The 25255-nt window shown below is 39.0% G+C and carries 27 protein-coding genes; 12 read left to right on the top strand and 15 right to left on the bottom strand.

Annotated elements, in window-relative coordinates; translation table 11 throughout:
• Nucleotides 1-480: 480 nt before the first annotated feature.
• The 10 genes from cysE (at nucleotide 481) to ACE1B6_RS29025 (ending at nucleotide 7314) form a co-directional block, all read left to right on the top strand.
• Nucleotides 481-1266 carry a serine O-acetyltransferase gene (gene cysE, locus ACE1B6_RS28980; protein ID WP_459563120.1) on the top strand — a complete coding sequence of 262 codons (786 nt, stop codon included), beginning with the start codon at nucleotides 481-483 and terminating at the stop codon, nucleotides 1264-1266.
• A complete protein-coding gene (locus tag ACE1B6_RS28985; RefSeq protein WP_413260779.1) occupies nucleotides 1259-1522 on the top strand; it encodes an Asr1405/Asl0597 family protein in 264 nt (87 codons plus the stop codon). The genes cysE and ACE1B6_RS28985 overlap by 8 nt, the downstream gene beginning before the upstream one ends.
• Before the next feature lie 37 nt (nucleotides 1523-1559).
• Nucleotides 1560-1775 carry a DUF2949 domain-containing protein gene (locus tag ACE1B6_RS28990; RefSeq protein WP_413260780.1) on the top strand — a complete coding sequence of 72 codons (216 nt, stop codon included), beginning with the start codon at nucleotides 1560-1562 and terminating at the stop codon, nucleotides 1773-1775.
• A 14-nt stretch (nucleotides 1776-1789) separates the two neighbouring features.
• Entirely contained in the window at nucleotides 1790-2926 is a 1137-nt protein-coding gene (gene nifV, locus ACE1B6_RS28995; RefSeq protein ID WP_413260781.1) for a homocitrate synthase, read from the top strand.
• Complete coding sequence (locus ACE1B6_RS29000; protein WP_413260782.1) at nucleotides 2910-3197, top strand: nitrogen fixation protein NifZ; 288 nt, start codon at nucleotides 2910-2912, stop codon at nucleotides 3195-3197. The genes nifV and ACE1B6_RS29000 overlap by 17 nt, the downstream gene beginning before the upstream one ends.
• Entirely contained in the window at nucleotides 3175-3381 is a 207-nt protein-coding gene (gene nifT / locus ACE1B6_RS29005; RefSeq protein ID WP_413260783.1) for a putative nitrogen fixation protein NifT, read from the top strand. Before ACE1B6_RS29000 ends, nifT begins: the two co-directional genes overlap by 23 nt.
• 193 nt (nucleotides 3382-3574) lie before the next feature.
• Nucleotides 3575-4180, top strand: a complete 606-nt coding sequence (locus ACE1B6_RS29010) for a (2Fe-2S) ferredoxin domain-containing protein (RefSeq protein ID WP_413260784.1) — start codon at nucleotides 3575-3577, stop codon at nucleotides 4178-4180.
• Between the two features lie 44 nt (nucleotides 4181-4224).
• Complete coding sequence (locus ACE1B6_RS29015; RefSeq protein ID WP_413260785.1) at nucleotides 4225-4632, top strand: ArsC/Spx/MgsR family protein; 408 nt, start codon at nucleotides 4225-4227, stop codon at nucleotides 4630-4632.
• A gap of 118 nt (nucleotides 4633-4750) precedes the next feature.
• On the top strand, nucleotides 4751-5128 hold the full coding sequence (locus tag ACE1B6_RS29020; RefSeq protein ID WP_413260786.1) for a hypothetical protein: 378 nt from the start codon (nucleotides 4751-4753) through the stop codon (nucleotides 5126-5128).
• A gap of 203 nt (nucleotides 5129-5331) precedes the next feature.
• A complete protein-coding gene (locus ACE1B6_RS29025) occupies nucleotides 5332-7314 on the top strand; it encodes a PP2C family protein-serine/threonine phosphatase (RefSeq protein WP_413260787.1) in 1983 nt (660 codons plus the stop codon).
• A gap of 10 nt (nucleotides 7315-7324) precedes the next feature.
• Here ACE1B6_RS29025 and ACE1B6_RS29030 read toward each other — a convergent pair whose 3' ends face one another.
• From ACE1B6_RS29030 to ACE1B6_RS29095, 14 genes are all read right to left on the bottom strand, one after another.
• The gene (locus ACE1B6_RS29030; RefSeq protein ID WP_413260788.1) at nucleotides 7325-8251 is read right to left on the bottom strand and encodes a PrsW family intramembrane metalloprotease; all 927 of its coding nucleotides are present in this window, start codon (nucleotides 8249-8251) and stop codon (nucleotides 7325-7327) included.
• Between the two features lie 193 nt (nucleotides 8252-8444).
• A complete protein-coding gene (locus ACE1B6_RS29035; protein ID WP_413260978.1) occupies nucleotides 8445-8915 on the bottom strand; it encodes a glycosyltransferase in 471 nt (156 codons plus the stop codon).
• A 167-nt stretch (nucleotides 8916-9082) separates the two neighbouring features.
• Complete coding sequence (gene cas2, locus ACE1B6_RS29040) at nucleotides 9083-9355, bottom strand: CRISPR-associated endonuclease Cas2 (protein ID WP_413260789.1); 273 nt, start codon at nucleotides 9353-9355, stop codon at nucleotides 9083-9085.
• A 303-nt stretch (nucleotides 9356-9658) separates the two neighbouring features.
• Nucleotides 9659-10663, bottom strand: a complete 1005-nt coding sequence (cas1d, locus tag ACE1B6_RS29045) for a type I-D CRISPR-associated endonuclease Cas1d (RefSeq protein ID WP_413260790.1) — start codon at nucleotides 10661-10663, stop codon at nucleotides 9659-9661.
• Nucleotides 10664-10670: 7 nt separating this feature from the next.
• A complete protein-coding gene (gene cas4 / locus ACE1B6_RS29050) occupies nucleotides 10671-11261 on the bottom strand; it encodes a CRISPR-associated protein Cas4 (protein ID WP_413260791.1) in 591 nt (196 codons plus the stop codon).
• Nucleotides 11251-12078: a CRISPR-associated endoribonuclease Cas6 gene (cas6, locus tag ACE1B6_RS29055; protein WP_413260792.1), complete on the bottom strand. Its 828-nt coding sequence runs from the start codon at nucleotides 12076-12078 to the stop codon at nucleotides 11251-11253. Before cas6 ends, cas4 begins: the two co-directional genes overlap by 11 nt.
• Before the next feature lie 148 nt (nucleotides 12079-12226).
• Complete coding sequence (gene cas5d / locus ACE1B6_RS29060) at nucleotides 12227-12940, bottom strand: type I-D CRISPR-associated protein Cas5/Csc1 (protein ID WP_413260793.1); 714 nt, start codon at nucleotides 12938-12940, stop codon at nucleotides 12227-12229.
• A complete protein-coding gene (gene cas7d / locus ACE1B6_RS29065) occupies nucleotides 12937-13956 on the bottom strand; it encodes a type I-D CRISPR-associated protein Cas7/Csc2 (RefSeq protein ID WP_413260794.1) in 1020 nt (339 codons plus the stop codon). Before cas7d ends, cas5d begins: the two co-directional genes overlap by 4 nt.
• Before the next feature lie 76 nt (nucleotides 13957-14032).
• Nucleotides 14033-17425: a type I-D CRISPR-associated protein Cas10d/Csc3 gene (gene cas10d, locus ACE1B6_RS29070; protein ID WP_413260795.1), complete on the bottom strand. Its 3393-nt coding sequence runs from the start codon at nucleotides 17423-17425 to the stop codon at nucleotides 14033-14035.
• Nucleotides 17409-17879 (bottom strand): type VII toxin-antitoxin system HepT family RNase toxin, encoded by a 471-nt coding sequence (gene hepT, locus ACE1B6_RS29075; RefSeq protein ID WP_413260796.1) that lies wholly within the window; start codon nucleotides 17877-17879, stop codon nucleotides 17409-17411. Before hepT ends, cas10d begins: the two co-directional genes overlap by 17 nt.
• Entirely contained in the window at nucleotides 17876-18310 is a 435-nt protein-coding gene (mntA, locus tag ACE1B6_RS29080) for a type VII toxin-antitoxin system MntA family adenylyltransferase antitoxin (protein WP_413260797.1), read from the bottom strand. Before mntA ends, hepT begins: the two co-directional genes overlap by 4 nt.
• A gap of 712 nt (nucleotides 18311-19022) precedes the next feature.
• Nucleotides 19023-21221 (bottom strand): type I-D CRISPR-associated helicase Cas3', encoded by a 2199-nt coding sequence (cas3, locus tag ACE1B6_RS29085; RefSeq protein ID WP_413260798.1) that lies wholly within the window; start codon nucleotides 21219-21221, stop codon nucleotides 19023-19025.
• Nucleotides 21222-21254: 33 nt separating this feature from the next.
• Nucleotides 21255-21659 carry a type II toxin-antitoxin system tRNA(fMet)-specific endonuclease VapC gene (gene vapC / locus ACE1B6_RS29090; RefSeq protein WP_413260799.1) on the bottom strand — a complete coding sequence of 135 codons (405 nt, stop codon included), beginning with the start codon at nucleotides 21657-21659 and terminating at the stop codon, nucleotides 21255-21257.
• On the bottom strand, nucleotides 21656-21901 hold the full coding sequence (locus ACE1B6_RS29095) for a hypothetical protein (protein ID WP_413260800.1): 246 nt from the start codon (nucleotides 21899-21901) through the stop codon (nucleotides 21656-21658). Before ACE1B6_RS29095 ends, vapC begins: the two co-directional genes overlap by 4 nt.
• Nucleotides 21902-22077: 176 nt before the next feature.
• Here ACE1B6_RS29095 and ACE1B6_RS29100 point away from each other — a divergent pair, with 176 nt between their 5' ends.
• Together ACE1B6_RS29100 and pgm are read left to right on the top strand one after the other, a co-directional pair.
• Nucleotides 22078-22944 carry a helix-turn-helix transcriptional regulator gene (locus ACE1B6_RS29100; RefSeq protein WP_413260801.1) on the top strand — a complete coding sequence of 289 codons (867 nt, stop codon included), beginning with the start codon at nucleotides 22078-22080 and terminating at the stop codon, nucleotides 22942-22944.
• Nucleotides 22945-23147: 203 nt separating this feature from the next.
• The gene (gene pgm / locus ACE1B6_RS29105) at nucleotides 23148-24809 is read left to right on the top strand and encodes a phosphoglucomutase (alpha-D-glucose-1,6-bisphosphate-dependent) (RefSeq protein ID WP_413260802.1); all 1662 of its coding nucleotides are present in this window, start codon (nucleotides 23148-23150) and stop codon (nucleotides 24807-24809) included.
• A 266-nt stretch (nucleotides 24810-25075) separates the two neighbouring features.
• On the opposite strand, the gene ACE1B6_RS29110 is transcribed toward pgm, so the two are convergent.
• Nucleotides 25076-25249 carry a hypothetical protein gene (locus tag ACE1B6_RS29110; protein WP_413260803.1) on the bottom strand — a complete coding sequence of 58 codons (174 nt, stop codon included), beginning with the start codon at nucleotides 25247-25249 and terminating at the stop codon, nucleotides 25076-25078.
• Nucleotides 25250-25255 lie beyond the last annotated feature (6 nt).

The following is a 25255-nucleotide window of genomic DNA, read 5'->3' on the forward strand; positions in this document are numbered from 1 at the left end:
TCAAAATTGGTCTATAGTAACGCTGGAGCAGGCTTTGTTGGCTACTCCAGTGGTGCGATTTGCGAATTAAATTTTGGTTCTGTATCCAAAATAGCACTTTAATAAATTAAATGGTAGCTATTGCGACAAAATTTGTTACACTTAATTTTGTGACAGACAAGCAGATAGTGATTGAGCAGCTTTAGTGAAAAAAGTTTGCCTTTGAGTACAGGTTAATTTAGTAATAGTATTTTGGTGAAACCCTTGCCAGTTAAGGAAATTAGGGTTTGCTTTTGAGTACAAAAATGCAAGTACCCCTATCAATAAATACTTGTACCTGATGGGAAAAATACTAGTACCCTTACCCCAAAGATTTTTTTGAACTGTTAATTAGCAAGGGTTTGAGAACTTTGAGTACAAAGTTAATAAGTCTAATATTTCCAATCGACTCAGAGCGATCGCAGCTGTGGAAAGTGATTTGTTATAAGCAGGAGAACAGCGTTGGTTCCTTTGTCGATGCTACTGCCTTTTACCAAACCGACTAACAAAGTACCTCTTCTCAAGAGGTTTAGGCGTTCTCCTAGTTCTGAGACTCCTGCATCTAGTTCAGAAAATAGCGATTCTCTAGGATTCAAAGCGATACTGATAGATTTTCAGATTGTTTTCGATCGAGATCCAGCAGCAAGGAATTGGCTGGAGGTGTTAATCTGTTATCCAGGTTTTCACGCCCTTTGTTTGCATCGCATCGCCCATTGGTTGCAGATACATAAGGTAAGTTTTTTCCCTCGTCTGATTTCTCATTTTGGCAGGTTGTTCACGGGAATTGAAATTCATCCAGGTGCAACGATCGGCAAAGGTGTATTTATCGATCATGGCATGGGAGTAGTGATTGGCGAAACTGCGATTATTGGCGATTACTCGCTAATTTATCAAGGTGCTACTCTTGGCGGTACGGGGAAGGAAAGCGGTAAACGCCATCCAACGCTGGGAAGCAATGTAGTGGTAGGTGCTGGTGCAAAGGTGCTGGGTAATATCCAAGTTGGCGATAATGTCAGAATTGGTGCTGGTTCAGTTGTGCTGCGCGATGTTCCTACTGATTGTACAGTAGTAGGAATTCCCGGTCGAATTGTGTCTAAACAAGGTAAAGGTTGTCCTTTGGAACATGGCAAGTTACCTGATACGGAAGCTACTGTAATTCGTAGTTTACTCGATCGCATTGAACAATTGGAACAACAAGTAAAAGACTTGAAAAATTTATCGAGAATCAATCAGGAAAACTATGTTTGACTCTCCTAATTGTCCTTCTTTCGCTAGTCAGATTGTCGGGATTTCTCGCCCCAATCGTTGGCAAGTTTATCATCGTTTACAAGAGTTAATGATTCCTTGTTGGTGTCCCAATGACGGTTCTTTGCGAGTGGAAGTAAATAACAGTATTGAAGCAATTTTAGTTCGCAGTGCTGTCCAACAATTTATGGCTTCTCGTGGGGAATTAATTGATTGGTTAGAACGCTGTTGGCGAACTAAAAATCAGGGATATAAGTAGTTTTGCTCAGGTGAATTCAAGTACGTGAGGTAATGTCATGGAACGCAGTTTTAAAGTTAGCGAATTCATCAATTTTTTACAGTATGATTTGGAAATATCTAGTTCTGCGATCGCAATGGCACTCCGTACTCACCAGCAATGGCACGATCCTTTACCGATGTTACTTTGGCAATATGGATTAATTTCGATCGAGCAGTTAACGAGAATTTTTGATTGGTTGGAAACTCAAACCAGTAAGGATTTTAAACTTTAAAACTTGTAACTAACATGAGTAACATTCAGATTAATGATACGACGCTTCGGGATGGGGAACAAGCAGCTGGTGTTGCTTTTAGTTTAGAGGAAAAACTGGCGATCGCACTTTTCCTAGACAGCATTGGGGTGCAAGAATTAGAAATCGGCATTCCGGCAATGGGGAAAGAAGAACAAAAGGCGATTTCGACGGTGGTAGAAGCCGGGTTACAAGCTAAACTTTTAGGTTGGAACCGTGCAGTTTTAGCAGATATCAAAGCTTCTATAGCTTGTGGTTTAGAACGAGTTCATATTTCTATTCCGGTTTCGGAAATCCAAATTAATGCCAAGTTTCAAGGACAATGGCAAGTAATATTATCACGACTGAAAGAAAGTATTAGTTTTGCCTTAGATAAAGGTTTGTTTGTTTCAGTTGGTGGTGAGGATTCTTCAAGAGCAGATGATAATTTTCTGTTAGATGTTGCATTATGCGCTCAAGAATTAGGCGCTTCCCGATTTCGCTTTTGTGATACAGTAGGAATACTCGATCCTTTTAGTACTTATGCTAAAGTTGGTCAACTAGTTTCGCAGTTAGAAATTCCCATTGAAATGCACACTCATAATGATTTGGGAATGGCAACTGCAAATGCGATCGCCGGAATTTTAGCAGGTGCAAAATCAGTCAATACTACTGTTAATGGATTGGGAGAAAGAGCAGGTAATGCAGCATTAGAAGAAGTAGTGATGGGATTGAAACGAGTCTATGCAATGGATCTCGGTATCAATACCCGTAAGTTTCAAGAACTCTCACAATTAGTTGCCAAAGCATCAGGAAATGAAGTTCCTCCTTGGAAAGCAATTGTCGGTGAAAATACCTTCGCTCACGAGTCAGGAATTCATGCTCATGGTGTCTTAAAAAATCCCCTAACTTATGAACCTTTTGCCCCCGAAGAAGTTGGTTGGGAACGGCGTTTAGTTGTGGGGAAACACTCAGGGAGGCATCTACTAATTAAGGTATTAGAGGAACATAATATTGTTCTCAACGCCGAAGAAGTTGATGCAGTTTTAGAAAAAGTGCGGTATCTTTCAGGACAAGTAAAACGCGGTTTGACTGTTGAAGAATTGTTAAATTTAGTTGATACTCGGAGGATAGCTCATGGCATCATCAGATGAAAATGAATTATTTGGCCCTCCAGCCTTTGATTTAGAGCAAAAGGTAAGGGTGAAAAAGTTAATCCGTAATGACGGAACTTTTCCTAATAAAGAACTTGGAGAAACTTTAGCTAAAAAAGGAGATGTTGGGTATATAGTTGGTATAGGTGACTATTTGCAAATGTACTATATCTACGCTGTACACTTTTTAGAGAGAGGTATAGTAGTCGGTTGCCGGAAAAAAGAATTAGAACTTGTAGAGGATTTTTATGAAAGTAATGTTGCGTCATAATTGCGCCGGACATTTGACTGCTTATGTGCCGAAGAAAGATTTAGAAGAGGAAGTTGTCAAAGAAAAAGAAGTGTCTCAAGGCAAACATTTCGTCTTGGCAAATGGTTGGGAATTAGTAATTCCCGATTTGACAGATCCTTTAAAACTGCCAATGACTGTAGAGGCTAAGGTGATCCGCGACTAAATTTCAACTAGAGAAACAATAATTAAATCAAAATAAGACAATTGGTAAATCTACAATCCTTTTCCCTTTTGTCTTTTGATTTTTCTTAGTTTTGGTTCGTTGTGAGGAATTTAGTCCTTCTATTTTAGGAAGGTACGACTGAAGTCGCTACTACAAACTTGTCCAAATTTGTAAAGATTTAGGAGTTACGACTATGGATATGTGCAATTTTCAACCTCAGTCAAGCTTCTTTTTAGAAGGGAGATTTTTAGGTTTTGCAACCAAGTCTAGTGGGAAAATTAAATCTTTACAAATGGCTGTAGAAAATAATGTGTTGCAAATTAAATTACCGAAAGAAGCTAGGGTGAAATTGAAGCAGGTTTTAGTTCCAGGCGATCGCATTGAAGTGTCTGGAGAAAGAAAACAAAAGCGGTTTACAGATTTACCTAAATTAACAGCATATCAGGTTAATAAAGTTAGTGAATGTGCAGGGAAAGATTGTCAAAATGACTGCTTACCAACAGTAGATATTTTAGAAGCAGCGCCTAAATCTAAAAAAATCAAAATTTTAATGTGTCAAAAATCTGGTTGTATGAAAAAAGGTGGCAAAAAGCTGAGTCAAGAATTAGAAGCTGCTTTAAGCGATCGGGGTTGGCAAAATCAAGTAGCAATTGAATATACCGGATGTTTAAAATCTTGTTCTTCTACACCTAACGTAGTTTTAATGCCAGGAAAAATCCGTTGTAGCAAAATGTCTCCGGCTCAAATTGTCGATTTGTTAGCTGATAAATTCTCCCTGACTATGTACAGCTATCAATAATTTCTCTTAACTTAGTTTTCCCTCTTATTCCCCGAAAACGAACTATGTCTAGTGTAATTTTTTACGAAAAACCGGGTTGTATTAATAATACAAAACAAAAAGCTTTACTCTTAGAAGCTGGACACCAAGTACAACCGGAAAATCTCCTAACTACTAATTGGACTAAAGAAAAATTACGTCCATTTTTCGGAGATTTGCCTGTTAGGGAGTGGTTTAATTATACTGCACCTCGAATTAAGTCAGGTGATGTAAATCCTGAGTTTTTAGACGAAGACACAGCATTAGGATTAATGATTGCAGATCCTTTATTAATTCGTCGCCCATTGATTCAAGTGGGTGAAGTGCTGACAGTAGGATTTAACTTAGAAAAAATTAATGCTTGGATTGGTTTAAAACCTGAAGTTTCAGTAAGTCAGGATTTAGAAACTTGTCCCCGTAGTCAAGCTTATTAAAGAAGGGTAAAGGGTAAAGGGTAAAAGTGAAAGGTGAAAGGTGATAAGGCAAAATTTAAAATTTTCCCTGTTTCCTATCTTTTCACTGAACCATGATACCATTTAACAGGGGATTATTATGAATCTTTCTTCTCTCCCATTTGAGGATTTACCACCCGATACTTCCGGCTTAGAAGATACTTTACAGCGTCTCCAATTGGAAGAAATGCTTGCTAAATATTTTTATGATGCTTGTCATCCTCAACAGCAGGCATTACTTTCTAATTGTGAGTGGTATATTACCACCTACAGCGAAGTACCAACACTAATTATTGAATGCCCAGATCAAATAATTAACTGGCGAGTTTTAAAATCTTTAGTGACAATTGGGGGTGTACTTAAATGTATAGTCAAGCAAGGTAAAATTAGAGTTACTTCGCCAGCAAGTAAAACTGCACCTTTTGAAATGCGAGTAGATGAATTACCTGTTTATCGTTATCCAGATTTACTGAGTTAGTAATCCAGAAGTTAGGGAAAAGACTCTAAAAACCCGATTTCTTGAAGAAAGCGGGCTTTTTTGCTTATAAGTTGTAATTACTGAAACTTTTAGCAATTTTTTGCCTAGAATAGAATTAATTTAGGTGATTAGGTCAATGCTAGGGAGCATCTTGCGTGGATTTGGGATAAAAATCTGCTAGATTGGTTTATTGAGGTAGATGTATGAAAAATTTTTTTAGACCAGCTATTTATTTAATGAACCAACTAAAGTATCCGCAAAAGTTCATTTTAATTACCATGTTACTGGCTTTGCCTCTATCTTTAATTACATATTTGTTTTTATTAGAAACTAATATTCGGATTAATTTTACGGAAAGGCAGACTTACGGAATTAAGTATTTACAACCTTTGCGGGAACTCAGAGGAGCGATATTTGAAGCTTACTTGATTGAGCAAGAATTAAAGTATAACTTTAGTTCGGAGCAATATCAAAATAAGCGTAAAGATGCTAATCAAAAAGCTAGCGAAATTTTGCAAATGTTAATAGCGAGAGATCGACGATCGCGAAATTCATTACAAACTAGTACTAAGTTGAATGAAATCAAGAATACTTGGCAGAAGTTAGAAGAAAATTATCAAATTTGGAGTCCAGAAACTAAAGATGTTTTTTATAATCGTGCGATCGCCCAAACTAGCGAACTTACGGCTAAAGTCGGCGAAACTTCCAATTTAGTTTTAGATCCTTATTTAGATGCTTATTACTTTAGTGATGCTATTCTCGCTAAACTTCCCGAAATTCAAAGGACTTTGATCGAAATAAAAATTCTCGGTAATAGTATTAATCACAATCAAGAAATCACGCCAGAAGAACGAGGTAAATTAGTTCAATTATCAGGCTCATTAAAAGATTACACTGAAGACTTATCTCGTAATTTAGAAGTAGCTTTTAATCAATCTAATTCACCTGATTTGAGGCTGAAATTGGATCGATATTTACAAGAATTACTGATAACTACTAAACAATTAAATAAGCAACTCGATCTTCTCACTAGTCCTTATGCTAATGTTCAACCAATTAGCTATATAAATCAAGCCGATCGAACTTTAAAATTAAGTTCTCAATTAGAAAAAGAAATTTCCCAAGTTTTAAATGAAATTTCCCAAGCTCGAATTAGATATTTAACAACAAGACAACAACTAATTATTATTTTTGTTTTACTAATTTCGGGAATAGTTGTTTATCTTTGGATTGCTTTTTATAAAGCAGTTATGCTGACAGTGGAGCGTTTAGACGAAGCTGCTAAACAAATGACTAGTGGTTTCGTTGGTGGAAATATTACCCTAGAAAACAAAGATGAACTTGGTCAAGTAGTGGAGTCTTTTAATAAAATTGCTACGGCTTTACGCCACTCTAATGAAGAAATTACTCGCTTAAATAAACGATTGGAAACAGAAAATTTACGCATGAGTGCTGAATTAGAAATAGCTAGACAGTTACAAGAAATGATCTTACCTAAACAAGAAGAACTAAAACAAATTGCGGATCTTGATATTTCTGGTTTTATGGCTCCAGCGCATGAAGTTGGCGGTGATTATTACGATGTTCTTCAGCAAAATGGTAAGGTTAGAATTGGCATTGGAGATGTTACAGGTCATGGGTTAGAAAGTGGTGTGGTAATGATTATGGCGCAGACAGCAGTGCGAACTTTGCTAGCTGTAGGAGAAAACGATCCGGTGAAGTTTTTAAACGCTTTGAACCAAATAATTTATCGCAACACTAATCGGATGAAATCTCCTAAGAATATGACATTATCGCTGCTAGAATATGAAGCGGGAATACTACGATTAAGTGGACAACACGAAGAGTTAATATTAGTACGAAATAACGGAAAAATTGAACGAATTGATACTTTTGATTTGGGGTTTCCTTTGGGATTGGAACCAGATATTACGCCGTTTATTCAACAGGAAGAGGTTACTTTGCGATCGGGAGAAGTAGCCGTACTCTATACTGATGGGATTACTGAGGCTGTAAACTCCCAAAATGAAATGTATGGTTTAGAAAGATTTTATGCCATTCTGCAAAAAAATTATCATCAATCAGCTGATGAAATTCGCCAAGCAGTGATTGATGATGTGATGAGTTTTATTGATGAACAAAAGGTATTTGATGATATTACTTTGGTGGTGATGAAACAGAGGTGAATTAATTTTACTACTGCTTCAATGTTTGAGAGATCATTTTTTGACCGTTTCGCAGATAGGTGAGGAATAACAAAATGGAAAATGCCATTACTAAAAGTCCGATCGCAGTTTCCGCAAAAGTATTGTAAAATCCATGTAATACTGCGGGAATTGTCCAACCAATCAAAATAATGGTAGTTTTTCGGGAATTACTGATAGCTGATAACCCCAAAAAGTATCCAAAAATTCCCGCCCAAATAGCATGAAACAGCGGTAAACAGATAAAGCGAATTGTACTAACTAACAGATATTCTCCTAATAAATTTGAAGGTTCTGCATAGCCAAAAAAAGTTGCTGTGATTCCTTCTCCTAATCCCATTGCATATTGCATTGAGTAATTCACACCTTCAGAAATCGCAAATCCTAAACCAGACATCGCGCCATAAAAAGCTGCCGTATAAGGGTCTGTTACTTTACCTGGACGGATTAAAAATAAATAAACTGGCAAAGCTTTGACAAATTCTTCTAACACTCCCACCCCAAAAACAAAACCAATTAAAGTAGGTATTCCACCTCGATCGATTCCGCCATAAAGAAAGTTAAAAGGCGGAATTTGTTGCAATAATACATCTATCGGAATGCCAACTAAAGCAGTAAAAGTGACACAGGTAATAGTATTGCTCCAAGAAAATCGATATGGTTTAATTAAATCATGCAAAATTACGCCCCACATACAAGCATAGTAAATTCCTAAAAACCCAGCAGTTTGCCGTAAACTTCCCCCGACACCTGTAAGGTTAGTTAACCAGCTAAGTACCATTGGAAACAAGGCAAAAAATAGCAGGAATTTTGCTAAACCTTGGCTGTATAATTTTGGATTAAAGGCTTCTTGATAGGGAAGGATGTCTGAAAGGTTTAATGGTTGCTGTGGTGATGGTTGTGGTTGAGAATTTGACATTTTCTTATGTTCCTTAATTCAAATTTGGTAAGTTATATTAAGGATACATAAAAATACAGAGACTTACAGGACGAAAGTACTACTGATTTCAATCCTTGACAGATATTAATGTTTTTTGAATGAATAACTGTCAGTTACAGTACCGAACTGATATCAGTAGAATAGTTGTCTTTGAAAGATTATCTTTGACGATCTAATTCTCAAAAATATGAACTTTATCACTTAACTGATTTTGCTCTTTCCACCCTTTCCACATCTGATTTTCGTCAACTGGCAAATCAATAATATAACCGTTGCTATTATCTGTAATCCATTCTGGAATAGCTCCAATATTACTTCCGATACTTGGTGTAGCAGTTGATAAACCTTCTACAACGCTGAATGCTGCAATATCTTGAAGACTAGGAATTATCTGAAAATGACTTCTATGAAGCAATTCAATAACTTTTTGATTTGGTAGTTGGTTATAATAAGAAACATTCTCGATATCCAGTAATTTCAAATCCCGATCGTAATAACTTTTATCACGAACATCAGTTGGTACACCATCACCTAAACGAAGAGACGAAATAATTTTAACTTTGATAGGTAAACCTTCTTGAAGAGCTTTCTTGGCAAATCTTAAAACTGCAATACCTCCTTTTCTAGCGAAGTGACTACCAATAAATTACCTCAACTATTTATTAGGTTTTATTATAGTTTAAGTACGACAGAGCCTAATAATTATTTAATTATATTTTTATATTGTTTATAGATTCAATAGCCGAGTTACCTCCACCATTTCTTCTCCAAAACGGTATTCATGCTGAAGTACATCCATTCATCCTGCATTTAAACAAAGAAAATCGTTTCATCACGCACTTGTTCGCCGCCGATTCTTTCGATTTTACCGTGACAGCAAGCACAGAGAAAATAGAAGAGGATGCTATCTTGATCGGGCTTAATCTTTTTTTTGAGACGCGATCGCAATTTAGCATATTGAGTCTCAGTCAAATTGCATTCAAACAAACTAAACTGCATCCATTGACCATAAGATTTAAGAATGCTGTGAATCTTCGTCCGTCGATTATCATCCGAAATATCGTAAGCAACAATAACGTGCATAATAACAACCCCATTAATTTACTGTAGGGGCGAAGCATTTGGGCGACAATTTATGAATCCCACCAAAGATGTTTGTATCCAAATGCTTCGCCCTGTCTTGGCGCAAGATTGTAGATAGATTGTAGATAGAGATTGTCTGTGTAATTGTAGCCATTTCAAGTTTTGTGAATTGTGCAAGATTGTAGATAGATTGTAGATAGAGATTGTCTGTGGGGGAGGGCGAAGCATTCGGATTGTTATATTTTGGTTGAGATTCATAAATTGTCGCCCGAATGCTTCGCCCCTACAGTATCTAAACCCCCATTATTTAAGAACCAAAGGCGGATAAAGTTGCGTTTCACCCATCAGATATTTCGCCAAAAGACGAGTTTGAATTTCAAAAGCTTCTTGATAAGTGCATTGTTTTTGTAATACTGGATGTTTGAATTTTGATTGTTTCTTTTGTTCGTACAATCTTAGGAAAGTTCGCAAACCTTCATCGGTAAGACGCACGGCATTACTCAGCGGTTCGGTGGTAAAATCTTTGGGGAAAAGCGATCGCTTATTCACCGCCGATAAAACCACAGCATCCACCACCAAAGGTCGAAATTCTTCCATCAAATCTAACGCTAAAGAAGGTCGTCCATAACGTTCGGTATGCAGATATCCTAAATAAGGATCGAAACCGACAATATTAACAGCACTTTGAAGATCGTGCGCTAACAAAGCATAACCAAAACTCAACAAAGCATTAATCGGATCGGTAGGTGGACGACGGCGACGCGATTCAAATTTGAAACCTTCGGCGCGAATTAATTTGTCGAAACTGCCAAAATAAGCCGCACTTCCCGCACCTTCCAAACCTCTTAAAGAATCAATGCTTTCGGTTTTGTCGATCGGTGCAATTACTTGATCTAATCTGGTAATTGCTGATTGCAAATTTAAAGTTTCATTCTCTCTTTGAGCGCGAAGGAAACTATTACGATAATTCTTCAATTTTCCGCGCACAAAACCTCGGACAACATGAGTAACTTTTGCTGGTTCTTGCATAACATTCCATTGTGCCGATCGCACAAATATATTCTTAGTTAACTGCGGTTCCAAACGTCCTAAATACTTACCATTTACGGTGAGAAAACTTAAAGGAATTTGCCGTTGTAACAATTCCATTAATGCGGCGGGGGAAATTGTCGATCGCCCCAACACCACCACACCATCAACCTTAATTAAAGGTACATCCAACAAAGTCTTTTTCTCAGCTTTTACCTGCAAACGTTCGTCAGTTTTGCCGATAAAACTTTCCTCTTGCGTAATATAAATTGTTCCCATTTCTTTGTTAATTCGCCTCCTGATAGCGATTAATTTTTGTCCCGACTTGGGGTAAACATTGCGAGTAAAAACTGCATCCTTGACAACGCGGAGAATAAATTGGTAAAGGCATTTTTCCAGTTTCTAAAAGCGTAGTGACTGACTGGATAGTGGCGATCGCTTCTTCCCGCAATTGGGCAGTAATTTTTACCTCTTGTCTTTGGTGAGATTGAGCATAATAAACATAGCCCTTACTCACAGTTTTCCCCGTCATATCTTCTAAACACAAAGCTTGTGCAGCGACTTGTAATTCATCATTATCAAATTCGCCTTTGTGTCCTCTTTTATATTCAACTGGATACCAACAACCTTGACTTTCTTCTACTAAGTCAGACTTGCCAATTAAGCCATACTTTTCTGACTTTAACCAAATCGCCCGAACTTGCCAAATTTCCTCCCTTTGTCCTGAGTCCAAAGTGTGAACTCGTTCATGTAAACTAGTCCCTTCAATGGTGTATTGATTATCAACAAATTCCCCTGCACAAGACATTCGCCAGCAACGATGAGGGCAATAACTGTATTGATTTAGGGATGCGATCGCAATATAATCATTTTGCATGATTAATCCTCCTTACCATACCCATTCCCATCGGTGTTTTCCGTCCAACTCCGCTATAAATAGCAAAGTCAGCCAAAGCATTAATTTGTTTAATTTTCACAGATTCAACTTCTCCTAAAATCCGAAAATTCATCACTCCCACACACCCGATAAATTTGCTTCGCGCATCGCTAACAACCTCGGTGTGAATATCAAAAAAACTGGGAAAAATCGGCTCAATTAAATCATCAGAAAACTCAATTCCGCTATACTGATTCCACTTTCGCAGCAAACTATTAAACACTAAATCCCTAGTAGGTAAAGCCGTATCAAACTGCATTTGGCGAAACGCAGTTGGCGTACAAAAAGCCAAATTAATTTGCCGTTCCTCCTCCGAAGCTTGAGCATAAATATCGGCATAAGTAGCGTAATTTGCCCAAGGAAAATCAGTATGAGGAGTACCCAAAATGCTAGTAATTTGTAAGTTTGCTGGGCCTAAATGCCAAGGTTGTTCGGGATTAAGATTTAACCAAAGTTGAGTGAGATTGCCAAATAAGGAATCATTCAACAAAGCAATGCGCCACCAGCAAAGAGTTCCCGATCGAATTGCCGATTTATGTTCATGTTGTAAGGTAAAATCATGAGAGTTAGGGCGACCAATTTGTAGGGGACTAAGGGTAAAAGCTTTGTCTGTTTTTTGGTCGTGAAGATGGGTGCCTAGAGTGCGATCGACCGAACTTACCAAGTTTAAAAACAAAGCATGAAGATGTTTCCCTTTTAGGTATCCCGGAGGAATCGGAGACTGAGGAATTAGGGTAAGAATGAGGCTATGAGGCATAGAGTTTTAGTTAGTTAGAAAGCGATTTGAGGAACTATTACCCAGTCTAAATGAATTGTGAAAAATTCTTTCTCTCTTCTTCCTTCGCGCTCTTCGCGTCTTCGCGGTTCAAAAAAATCATTTTCACAAATCATTTAGGCTGACTATATTAATTCCTAAAACGATACTGCATCCGCGCCGGAATTTTCAGACTATCTTTCATTCCTTCAAAAGTGTAATATTCTCCTCTCATCCGCACATTGCGAATTAAACTCACAGGCGGCATATTGATAGTGTCATAGCTCAATACTTGATTAGTGAACATCACATCAAGCGGATTAACAGGATAAGGAAAAGTAAATTCTCCCTCTTGATGTCGTTTAGGTTTTGGAAGTTCAGAAAGCGTTAATTCACCTTTACTCATCCATTTACCTAAACGAATCCATTTTGGTAGTTTTAGAGTTTTTTCAGAGATGATGAAAAACTCAAACTCACTCTCTGGCGCAATTTCTTTTGCTCTACCAAAGCTGGGAATATTTTTCTGCGTTTTCTCCATTTCAACATGGTAATTGTTATTAGCATATTTCCAAGTATTGAGAATAGCAGCATGATTAACTGCTCTAGCGGGAGTCACATAAATTCCCTGTTGATTTAGCGGTGTTAAATGTTCCTCATATTTGGGAACTTGTTCGGGGCAAAAGTAGCGATAAGAATGTTCTTCAGAAACAGTAGTAGAGTAAGTTTCACTATCTACTAATCCCAATGCGTAGCACAAAGCATAGTTGTGTAAAATTGGTTCCGTTTCGTACAATCGACCAATTTCACGAGTTGCAAAATAGAGGCTGTCGTGCAGTTCTAAAGTGCAGCGATAGATGATTGTCATTCTTTTTTACCTGCCTTTGCAGCTGCTTTCTTTTTACTAATATGTTTATCGGCGTAAGCTTTAGCTTCTGCATCAGCTTGTTGCAAAATTGCTTTGATTCCTTCCTCACTTCCAGTAAGCGTTTTCACTTCATTAAGTAGAGTTTTGAAGCTATCACCAATAAAGTCAGTATGCACAATAAATTCTTCAGACATTAACTCCTCAATTGCTGTTTTTGCAGCAGCTATTACATCATCTTCGTCCAATGGATCGGGAGAATTTAGAGTATTGTTTGCTTTCATTTGGTCATAAATTGCCTGAGTCCAACGCAGGTTACTAGTAATTTCTCCATCGGCAAATACAACACCAATTAACTCATTTCTCACTCTACCTGTACGAGTAGTTTGTGCTCCGTAATGACGAGTTCTCAAAATGTTATTAAATACGTAGAGAAATCCGGCTTCAGTTGGATCTTTTAAAGTCACAATGCTAGGGAAGAAAACTTGGGGAAGAATGTGATCTTGTTGGTTAATTCTGCTAGTTACTTCTCCGGGTTTAGAACCAGCTTCACCTTTAGATGCCATTGTGCCATTTTCGTAAGGAGCATTCAAGGTAAATGATTCATGAGATCGATCGAAAGCTGTGATCGAAAAGGCAGTATCAACTACAACTTTTGATTTTTCAGAACCAGAATCACCAATGGCAAATCCATAGATAATACAATCAGGATTGTCCATAGCGAAATTAACATTGTATTCGCATTCTTCGGCTGTTATTAATCCGTAGTTACGAAGTAATTCTCGACCAACTAAACGTTCAGGTGTAGATTGTTTACGCTTGAACATGGAAAGGCGACTGATAGGAGTTTTATTTTCAATTCCTGCTCTAACTCTTGCTTTGTTCAATTCGCCATCTGTTTGAAATAATGGGTAAGATTCGGTAACTCGAATGGTAAGGAAGTGGACATATTTTCCCATTGGTTTGTAGGGAATTTCTTTGTGGAAAAACTTGGAATCAACAGTTTTGAGCAATGCCATGATTTGTCTCCTGAAATATTTGATAATGTTGATTAAACTCAGTAAATTCATTCCTAGATGAACTTACTGAATTCAGTTACTCTGCATCAGAGGTTTCTGTAACTTGTTCGCTTCTGGCTTGGTTTTCTTTGTCGTCTTCGAGGCGATACAAAAATTCACAAGTATCTCGAATTAAATTCAGTTGTTTACCTGCAATACGTGCGCGATCGCCTGCAAAAGATTTCTCAAACACATCCACTACAAAATACTGAGCAAATTCTAAAACCGCTTGTCTTTCTTCCTCACGGTTACTAATCACCCAGCGTCCTTCTGCGGTAGAAGCATGAACTCGATCCATCAATTTGAAAACTTCAGCAGCAACCGTCTGCACTAAAGATTCGCCTTGAAATACAGTTGAATCAGCTTTAAGAATAGTATCTGCTGCTAAATCAATTGGTTTTAAAACTGCATTAGCTTTGGGATTATATCGCTTGTTTGCTCGGTAAAACTTGCGAAAAAGCTCTGTGAGTTTTTTCGGATGGTTTAAAGGAGATTCTTCTCCCACAATCATTTCCTCCAAATTAGAATCAAATTTGCTGTAAGGGTCAAAGCAGGGATAGAAATAATAGGCGTAAAGCTTAATTTTTTCTACTTTTGCTGTTTCAATTCCCTGATTACGAACCCAACGATTTAAGTAACTGAAAACATACAAAGGACTGGTTTCAAAATCCTTTGCTAATTCTGTAAATCTGCCCCAATTGGCATCATAACCTCCCTTAGCTTGCTTGGCATTAACATCTAAATGAATTGCATAAGCAGCAGTGAGAACATTTAAAGGTGCCGGATGTTTGATATTGTTTTGATCTTGCCAACCTTCGAGGATGCTATCTAGGCGAAAGCGATCGCGTCCCACTAGCACTCGAAATGCCTGTGGCGCACTATCGAGAAATACGCTTTCTTCAAATTCTGCTCCATCGTTGAAAGGTGGAATAGGTGATTCTGAAACAACAGTTTTGACATCTAAAATCATTGGAAAAGTGAAACCTAACCAAGCTGGCATTACCCAAGATTCGGTATCAGTTGGATCTTTTCCTGGCGGTAATGCCATGAAATAGAATGTCAAAGCTTGATCTTCAGGATAGGAAAGTTTGAAGGTACGATCTCTCTTATATTCTCGATCGTTTTCCGGCAAACTTTTCTTATGTTCCAGATTCTCATCAATTAAAAAAGCATCTACATTTTGGTAGCGTTCTCTCTCCAAATGAGCATTCCAATCTTTAGTAATAAAATGATTGCGAATGCTGGTATCAAAGCGAGTTTGAGCAATACCATTATAAGCTTTTTGGAGAAACTTGTTAGTTTCAGGAGTGAAATAATAGGTTGGGTAAAAATAAAGATAGCGATATTTTCCATCTTCAAATCTCTTACCAACTGCCTGGGTTTGATTCATCAAAATTTGCCGCAACATCATTTCCACACCTGCAATACTAGAAATGTTTCGCTTGGCATTAGAACCACCTAACATTTGTTTGTTAGTGTAAACTTGCGGAGTGAATAAAACCGATGATTCCATCTGTTCTGTGACAGTGTAAGGAGAGTGAGAGATTGAGCAAATTAATTGCCTACCTCTACCTGATTTTTTCGCGGCATTGTAATTATCTAATTCCCGCAAAAATACCTCTACACTATCAGTAACAGAATCACTTTTTTGAGTTGGTAACATCACAACTCGTTCTACCCAAAGCCGCAAATCATTCCAACCATCTGCTAGTTCATATTGTGCAACAATTGGTTCAATTAAATCAGCAATATAAGCAATTACTTGTTCACAGTTTTCTCGAACGTTTTCAATTCCAGAGTGATGTTCTAAATATTTTGCTGCTAGGTAATACCATTCATAAGGAACGCCACCAGTATTACCTTTTAAGCCGTTTTCTTTCAGGCTTTCATTGATTCGTTGAATTTCCCGAATTTGTGGTAAGTATTCTGTTAATTTCCAAAATTCAGCGACTTTGTGAGTTAAGTCAAAGTTAGGAAGTTCGGGTAATTTTTTGTTCTGTTTCCGTAAATTTAAAATCTTATCAACTTTTTCACCCCAAATTTTACGACTTACTAAATCCCCAAATTCGGCAATTTGATCGATGCGGATATCATCAGCAAATTTGAAGTCATAGTCAGCTGATAACACTCCTTGTTGCTGAAACTTAATTAGGTTATCGCTGCGACTTTTAGCAACTGAACTTTTGTTAGCAGATAAGATGCGAAGGGTTGCATCTAAGGCTATTTCCATTAATTGGCGATCGTTACAAAACAAATTATAATATTCAGCATATTTCATCCCTTTACCATCTCGACCAAAACCTGTTTGTCGTAAGCGTAATTGTCCTGTACAAAGCTCTTTTATTTTGGCAACTACTTGGTTTGGTAAATCAGTAGTATCAATGGAAAGAGCATCTTTTTTAGCTAAATAAATTACACCTGTAGGCAAGTAGAGTAATGGTTCGTAGTAGATACAATCCTTTGCATTGAGATTAGTATGAGCTTCCATCAAAGTGTTGTTAACTACATTGGTTAAAACACCTCTGTTTTCAGCAATGCTGTGATAAGTGAATCGCAATTTACCATCGCTGAGATTGTGAATTAATTCGTTTAATCTGGAATTTTCTGCATCTTGAGGATGTTTGATAATAGAAGCAAGAGAATCAGCTAAACAAGTTAAGTCACAAAGACTGCGAAGAATGCGATCTTTGAGAATTGGATTTAACCCAAATTCGGAAAAATTCCAGTTAGTATCCCAGCGACGTTGTGCGTTATATGCCATGCAAAGCAAATCGTCTATGTAATCCCGATAAGCTTCTGGGTTGTTAGGATTAATAAAATAGTTTAGTCCTAGTTGGCGAATTTTTTCGTCTATGATTTGGCGGTGTTGTTCTAGTGATAATTTGCGGCAATCTTCGGGAGCGTCAGGAAACTTTTCAAAGTCGTGAAGAATGAATCCAGCAATAACTAATCTGCGTTCTCTTTCTCGCACAATTCTCTTGATAGTTGTGTCTAATTTTTCTAAACGTTGCTCGATTAAATTGGCAGGAAATAAGCCATTTAATAAGTGAGTATTGAGTGATTGATCGGCAGCATTGCGTCTGCTAATAGTTTTCCCTTGTGCTGCTAATTCTTTCTCTTTTTGCTCAAACCATTCACCACCTTTGGCGGTAACTCCGATCGCTATTTTCAGCAAATTTGGCAGCACATATTCGGCAAAATCCCCCATTACTGAATCATCAGGATTTTGAGCTTTAATTGCTTCTCGCAGCAATTTGAGGGTAAGGAGTTCTCTTTGGGTGATTTCGATCGTGCGATCGCTATCTCCATCAAACCCAAAATCCTCAGAGAATAAATCATCATCAAATTGTTCAATATCTGATTCTGTTTCTTCCTTTAATAAAGGTAACTCTTGCTTTCGATTATCTGAGTTTTTACGATTCTTCGACATCTTCTATCTCCATTGAATCAAGGTAAGTTTGAATTTCTGTAATATATTGGGGGTACTGTATCAATGCTTGCTGTAAAGCTCCATAAACTTTACTGGGGAGTAGGTCATCATAAAGATGTGCTAGTACATTGCGGAATTTTCCTGACTCTGCTAATTGCTCTGCTAACTCTCGTGACATAAAGCCATTTTCACCAGCTAGTTTGAAGATTTCAGCATTAGTTAAAGCTTCAGAATCTCTCTTGAGGCTGATTCCTTTTACCTGCTTTAAGAGTATCTTGTTGATATCAATTGCACCTTGAATAATCAGTTCTAAAAACCGTTCAATGGTTGCTTGTCTAATTTCATCCTGCTCATATTCCTCTAGCGTCAAATCTCTATAAGCTGCTAGAAAATTCAGCCGCTTTGCCATTCCAGCTAACTTTTTGCTAATTCCCTCAGCATCAAAATTGCTCATTTTACCAACCCTTTGAGAGACTCTTTAATTTTTTCTCTCTGCTGCTCTCGAAAAGTTTTCAATTCAGATGAAGTCATCAAAGCTTGTTGTTTAAATCGCTCAAATTCGCCCGATTCTCGCTCATAAAGGAGTTTTCCATCACGAGCAATAGTATGAGCCATAATGTTCGAGCAATCATTTAAAATGACTACATCTACTTTGTTTTCTGGTAAGTCGAATACTGTCTCTAAAACTGACCAAATTTTTAGCCAATCCCATCCACTTTTTTCATGAATTTTGCGAAGTTCAGGATCATAAAGTACAGCAAAATCCCAGTCGCTATCTTCATTTGCATTACCTTTAGCTCTAGAGCCAAAGAGAATTAATAGCTTTAAGTATGGAATTTGCTCTGCAACATCTGAGATTTTCTCTAATAGTTTTTGCTCGTTCATAACACATCTTTTACAGAGTAATGTTTTGCTTGAAAGAAAAGAGAGGGAAGTTTTAACTAAATTTGTTGCATTCGTTTTAGGTGGTATGGGTGACTCTCACCAGCCATCTGCTTTGTTGCATCAGGGGGCGGAGACTGCCTACGCCTGTCCTTACTACCGCAAGCTACTCATCAACTTCCCTTCTCCTTTTTAGGTAGAGATTCCCCAAGCGGGGAACCTCCCCCACTTAAGCTATCGGATTAGCTAGACTGCTGGCATCCGGTACTCAAATCTGTTGTGACCGATTTTGCGTTTCTCGACCACATAGCCTTTCTGACGAGCCTCGAACACTGTATGTCCGAAACGCCAGCTTACTTTGCTTGCTAGTTCATCGCCTGAATGCCACTGCCTATCTCTCAGCAGTGTTATCAAACGTTGCAAGTTGCTTGGTTCTCTCATTTTGTTTCACCTCTTTGTGTGGTTTGAGATCTTCGATAAACCTAAGCTAGTAATTGCGATAGCTGATGTCAATACTTTTTAAGCATTAAGATAAGACTTATTCAACACGCAGTTACCTCTGACGTATTCAACCATGATAAACTGATGTTTGGGAGAAGTTGGCTCTGTACCGATTGCATATAATCCCTTTCAGGGATTGAAACGAATAGGTCTGGGCTTATTGCCGCAAGCTTCTTCCCTTGTTTCGTCTCATAATCCCTATCAGGGATTGAAACTAAGCGATCCATAATTCGCCTCCTTCACTTTTAAAGCGATAAGCAAGGGTATCTAGGAGTAACGCACTTTGCCCGAAGGCTACAGAATAAGGTGCGATCGCATCGTGAAAACTGTAGTTGTCGCTGATGGGATAAATTTGAAAGTGCATTGGTAGCCTTAGCCGCATCCTTACTTCGCTGACTGGGCGACGAATGACGTAACAAACTAAGCCTTCCTTTCTCAGACGTTTGTTGATTTCGGTTGCCCAACGGTTGTCAGGTTGCCAAATTTCAACGCCAGTCAGAACTTGAACTTTCCAAGCATCAGCAATTGGTGTCAAATCTCCGGGATAAGCAAATTTCCAGTTTGATCGCTCTTCCCGATAATTGTGCAACTTCATAAATGCTAGACAGTGGGAAAAGCGTCCTTTGGGAATTGGTTGTCCTGTGCGTTGGGCGGTTTGCTGAAGCGATCGCATAAACCCTGCTTCTGTCCAAAGTTCTATTTCCAAATTGCTGAGAATTCCCGGTAAATCGTAAGTTTTAAAGCGATCGATTTCGCTAGTTTCTGTTAAATCATAAATTCCACACTGTAAAGGACTAGAACCGCGAAAACTACAAGCATCATCTGCAATGGGATTACCTTTTTTCCCAGAAAGTTGATTCCATTCTTTTGCCCAACCGTTAATTTTTCCGGCGACTTTCCGCAAACTTGTATCAAAAACTTGTTCGCAAGCTTGTTGAAATTTCTCCCGACTTTCGGCATATTGCTGTTTAATTTTGGCATCTCCCAAATCCCAACATAACCGAAATGATTGCACTGCACCCCATCGGGAATAGTAACCGCGAAAATCATTAATTTGGCGATATTTTTCCCGAATTGTGTTGTTGAGGAAAATGCGATCGTAAATTCCTTCTGTTTGCAAAGGTGGCGCATCTCCATCAAACAACCGTTCTACCAGAAAATTGGGTACAAGTGTATAAGCAGTAAACCCATCAAATTTGATTTGAACACCATTTTTTTGATAACCATCATGTCTGCCTAACCTTCCTAAACGCTGAATAAAATTCCCCGCATCTGATGATTCAAAAATCAGAAAATTAATTTTAAAATCAACTCCAATATCAATTGTACTGGTGCCAAGAACTAAGTCAGCATTGAGCGATCGCTCTTTTTCTCCCTTCCCCGATAATCCAGTATTTTCCCCAACAGTTAAACCGTAAGGTTGTAAAAGTTCTTGAAAAAACGGAATCAGCCGTTTTACTGCGGCTATTGAGTTAAGGATAATTGCGCCTTTACTACCTGGATGCTGTTGAAAATGAGCCAAAATCAAATTGCTATTTTCTCGCAGCCAAGTTTCCGAAGCCTTAGCAGCAGATTCCAAAGGCACAAAATTTAATTTGATTTCCCTGGCAACCTCTCGCCAATTTTCTGCTTTTAGTTGTTGTTGTAATGCCGATGTTTCTGGGAATTGGTATTTGTTTTGTGCAATTGGATCGATCGCATAACAACGAAATCCAGCTTTTTCTAAGCGTTCGATTAATTGGGTATTGGGTGTAGCTGAAAGAAACAGGAATTTTTTGCGATCGCCACTTTGCCGATTTAAGCCGCTAGTATAGCGAATTAGCAACATCGTATTAATTACGCTAGCAATTTGCGGTTCGCCAAAAACGTGAAATTCATCAAATATAAATAAGTCAAAATTTCTATCAATTCGACTCCACATTTTATCAGGGTTATCGTCTTTGAGGACGTAAGCACCCCGATAAATATAATGAAGTATATCTGGATTAGTAACTAAAATTTCTGATTGTCCGGTACGAGTAGCGATCGCACCTGCCTTTTTTAAACCTTCAGTTTCCGCATAAATTTCTAATTCTAAACTACTTAATCTGTTAGTGCGTGGAGAGTGTTCTGGTTTAAATGTTTCAATATAACTATTAATTTGGATTTCTTGATCGCGTGCTAGTTCGTTGGTGGGATAAAGTCCGATCGCACAATAATACTCCAGCAAACTTTTCAAATAGGCAGCGAGGCTCTTTCCATCACCTGTCATTGCACTGTTGAGGATAACATCAATATTCGGATCGCTCAAAGCTTTAAAAGTTTCCGCTTGATGCCAGGAAAGAAACCAATTTTCCGGTAGCTTAACATCCTCTGGCACTTCCGTTGCTGGACAAGAGTAAACAGGTTTAAGTGTGATAGAGTTAGTATTCACAATTAGACTTCCAAGTTATAAATTTACGCTTTATTATTCGGTTTCCCAATCTTCGATCGCCAAACCCTCAACCCTCTCAAACTCACGGGTATTATGTGTAACTAGAGTCAGGTTGTTTGCTAGAGCGATCGCAGCAATCATTAAGTCATAAGAACCGATTGGAGTTCCTTGACTAGTCAACTGAGCGCGGATTCGACCGTGAATAAAACCTGCTTGATCGTCGAACGGTAGAGACACAAACTGTGACCAAAATTCTTGCTGACTTCTCAATGCTTGTGTGGGATTGTTGCTCCGCATTGCACCAAAGAAAAGTTCAGCTTTAGTCACAGCAGACACAGCTACATCCGTAGGACGAAGTGTTCTCAGCCTGCGAGTAACTATTGAGTTGGGAAACTTGAGATGATGGATACAAACATTGGTATCCAGCAAGTAAATCATTCCAATGGCTCCCGTTGCTGGAGTTCTTCTTGGGGAGGACGTTCTAAATCAGGAATCGATCCAGCTGTGCGTTCAAAAAAACCCGGTAGCCATCCCAATTCTTCTGGTGTTTTCGCTGAATCAGCCTCGACAGCTTGGTAAATTACAATTACTTCTATGTCCTTGTCAGCATGACCAACGGGGACTTGCAGCTGTAAAATTCCATCTGAACCAACGTGAGAACGTAATTTGATACTCTGCATTTCCAACTCCCAATCAATTTTAGGGTGAGCTTTATTTATTAGAAGTATATGCTCCAGATGGAAAGGGGAACTTCCATAAGCCTCTGGGATACTTTCGGCATTCAGAATTAAGCTTTTACATTTACAATAAATATAGAATAGCACATCAAATTCAAAAGTCAATGTATATTTTGTAAATGTCTCGCAAAAAAGAAGCACTTACACTTTCAGTTCCACCAGGAACCAAAGAACAACTAGAGACGATCGCACGCCGTCTAGGTATCTTTTGGGGCAAAAGTCCCAGCCCATCGGGGTTGGTGGTGGCGATCGCCCAACAACAACTCCACGTTGGTCAAGAAGCTTTTAGCTTGGACGCAAAGCAGGTAGATGCTTTACTACAAGCCAGAAAAGCCTTGATTGATGCAGGTCACGTCGAAAAAGCCGAAATCGTAAATGCACTTTTAATCAACCAAGGCAACCTAGACCCACCCCTGCGTCAAGCACTGCTGCAACAGTTGCATCAACCGATCCAAGATTGGCGCAACCAAATAGACCAACTGAAAAGCGATCGACAACCGTTCCGCCTCCGCTACCGTAACGCCAAAGGTCAGGAGTTAGAGTACACAGTTCGTTATGCAGAAGTTCGCTTCTACGAAAAACGTTTCTACTTACAAATTTGGTGCGAAGAAACCGCAGAAGCAGAACTCGACAGCCCCGATATGCCGGAAATTTGGCACAATCGTTGCTTAAGGTTCGATCGCATTTTGCATATTGAACCCATTCCCGGTGTATGGAAAGGAGAATTAGACTCGCTCAAAGTGTACTTACATTTTTATCGAGGGCTAGCCAATGCCTATGAGCCCAGACCTGACGAAGACCTAGAAAACACAGTTTTGGGAGACATTCGCCAAGTCGTGCGGCGAGTCGTCAACCCCTTCTGGCTGATTCGGGAGTTGCTGCGTTACGGCAAAGATTGCGTCATTGTCGCGCCTGATAGCGTCAGAGAACGCTACAAGCGAGAACTGCGGGAGATTTGCACTTCTTATGGCATAGAACTTCCGTAAGCAAGTAGGGTGCGTTAGTGCAACGTAACGCACCATCTTTTTTTTGAACCGCGTTCGCGTAGCGTGTGCGTAGCACGTAAGACGCGAAGGACGCGAAGGAAGAACGAGGAAAGGTTAGCAAAGTTAGCTGCCACACTCCAGGCAGGGACATTTCGAGCTATTCTTTACATGAAAAACATGATGGGATTTGGACAGAGGGCAAAATGCAAACAGCGGAAGAAAAAGTGAATCAGTTGGCGGGAAAACCTGCGCCAGACGACATTTTGATTGATGTTGCTAAACTTTTAGATGACTATTACACAGTTCATCCCGACCCTGCAAATCCGCTGCAAAAGGTAAGTTTTGGCACTTCGGGACATCGGGGTTCTTCCAGCAACGGGACTTTCAACGAAGACCACATTCTCGCCGTTTCCCAAGCTGTGGTGGAATATCGCCACAGTCAGGGCATTAATGGCCCATTGTACATGGGAATGGATACTCACGCTCTTTCTGCACCCGCGCAAAAGACCGCATTGGAAGTGTTAGCGGCGCACGGCGTAGAGGTTTACATTGCAGCTGGGGAAGGATACGCTCAGTTTACGCCAACTCCGGTGGTTTCTTATGCCATTCTCACTTACAACCAAGGCAAAACTACTGGTTTGGCAGATGGAATTATCATCACACCTTCGCACAATCCCCCTTCTGATGGCGGTTTTAAATATAATCCCCCTTCTGGAGGCCCTGCGGAACCAGAAATTACTAAATGGGTGCAAGATAGAGCGAATGAATTGTTAGCAAATAACAATCGGGATGTGCGGCGAATTTCTTATGAAGCGGCGTTGAAAGCATCAACAACTCATTTTTATGATTTCATTACTCCCTACGTCAATGACTTAGAAAATGTGGTTGATATTGATGTAATTCGATCGGCAGGACTTCGCATTGGTGCCGATCCTTTGGGTGGTTCTAATATAGCTTATTGGCAACCAATTGCCGATCGCTACAACCTAAACATTACCTTGGTTAATAATACCGTAGATCCAACTTTCCGGTTTATGACCGTAGATTGGGATGGTAAAATCCGCATGGATTGTTCTTCACCTCATGCGATGGCGAGTTTAGTCAAAATTAAAGATGATTATGACATCGCTTTTGGTAATGATACCGATTCCGACAGACATGGAATTGTGACTCCTAGTGTGGGATTAATGAATCCAAATCATTTCCTATCTGTAGCTATTTGGTATTTGTTTACTAATCGTACAGGTTGGTCGGGAGAAAGTGCGATCGGGAAAACTTTAGTTAGTAGTAGTATGATCGATCGGGTAGCCAAAGAAATCAACCGCAAACTGAGCGAAGTACCAGTAGGTTTCAAATGGTTTGTTGACGGTTTATTAAACGGTTCCTTTGGATTTGGCGGAGAAGAAAGTGCTGGAGCATCTTTTTTACGCAAAAATGGTACAGTTTGGACAACCGACAAAGACGGAATTATCATGGATTTGTTAGCCGCAGAAATCACCGCCAAAACCGGAAAAGATCCAGGCTTACATTATCAAGATTTAACCGCACGTTTAGGCACACCTTACTACAAACGCATCGACTCACCCGCCACTCCCGAACAAAAAGCACGCTTGGGTAAACTCTCCCCCGAAGATGTGAAAGCAGCGACAATGGCAGGAGATCAAATCACAGCAAAACTTACCAAAGCGCCTGGAAATAATGCCTCAATAGGCGGACTAAAAGTAACCACAGAAAACGGTTGGTTTGCGGCACGTCCTTCCGGCACAGAAAACGTTTATAAAGTCTATGCCGAAAGTTTTCAAAGCGAAAATCACCTAGAACAAATCTTGCAAGAAGCACAACAAATAGTCACCGACGCACTTTAGGAAAAGGCGCAGAGGAGAAGATAAAACTAATTTTCTCCTCTCTCCAAATTGTCGAATTTGAAAGCAAAAAAATCTCAATCAACCCACAGTAAATCTAGATATACATCTGCGTTCATCTGCGTTCATCTGCGGTTTATCTGCGTTCTAAAAAATTATTCATCTTGAGAGTGGGGATTTGGCGATCGATCGCCCCGCATCCCCACAATAAATACATATCTACATCTGTGTTCATCTGTGTTCATCTGTGGACATCTGTGGTAAAAAATTTATTCATCTTGGGAGTGGGGATTTTGCGATCGATAACGCCGCATCCCCTTAGAAAGATAAGCAATTAAAAAAGTAGTCAACCCCATCATCGCAAAATTATAAGAATGACTAAACCAAGTAGCTATGCCAATTACCAATAAACCCAGTAGCAAGTATTTGACCTTATTAGACATTTTCTA

The organism is Floridaenema fluviatile BLCC-F154 (assembly GCF_041929135.1).
In the GTDB taxonomy this organism is placed as follows: Bacteria; Cyanobacteriota; Cyanobacteriia; order Cyanobacteriales; family Aerosakkonemataceae; genus Floridanema; species Floridanema fluviatile.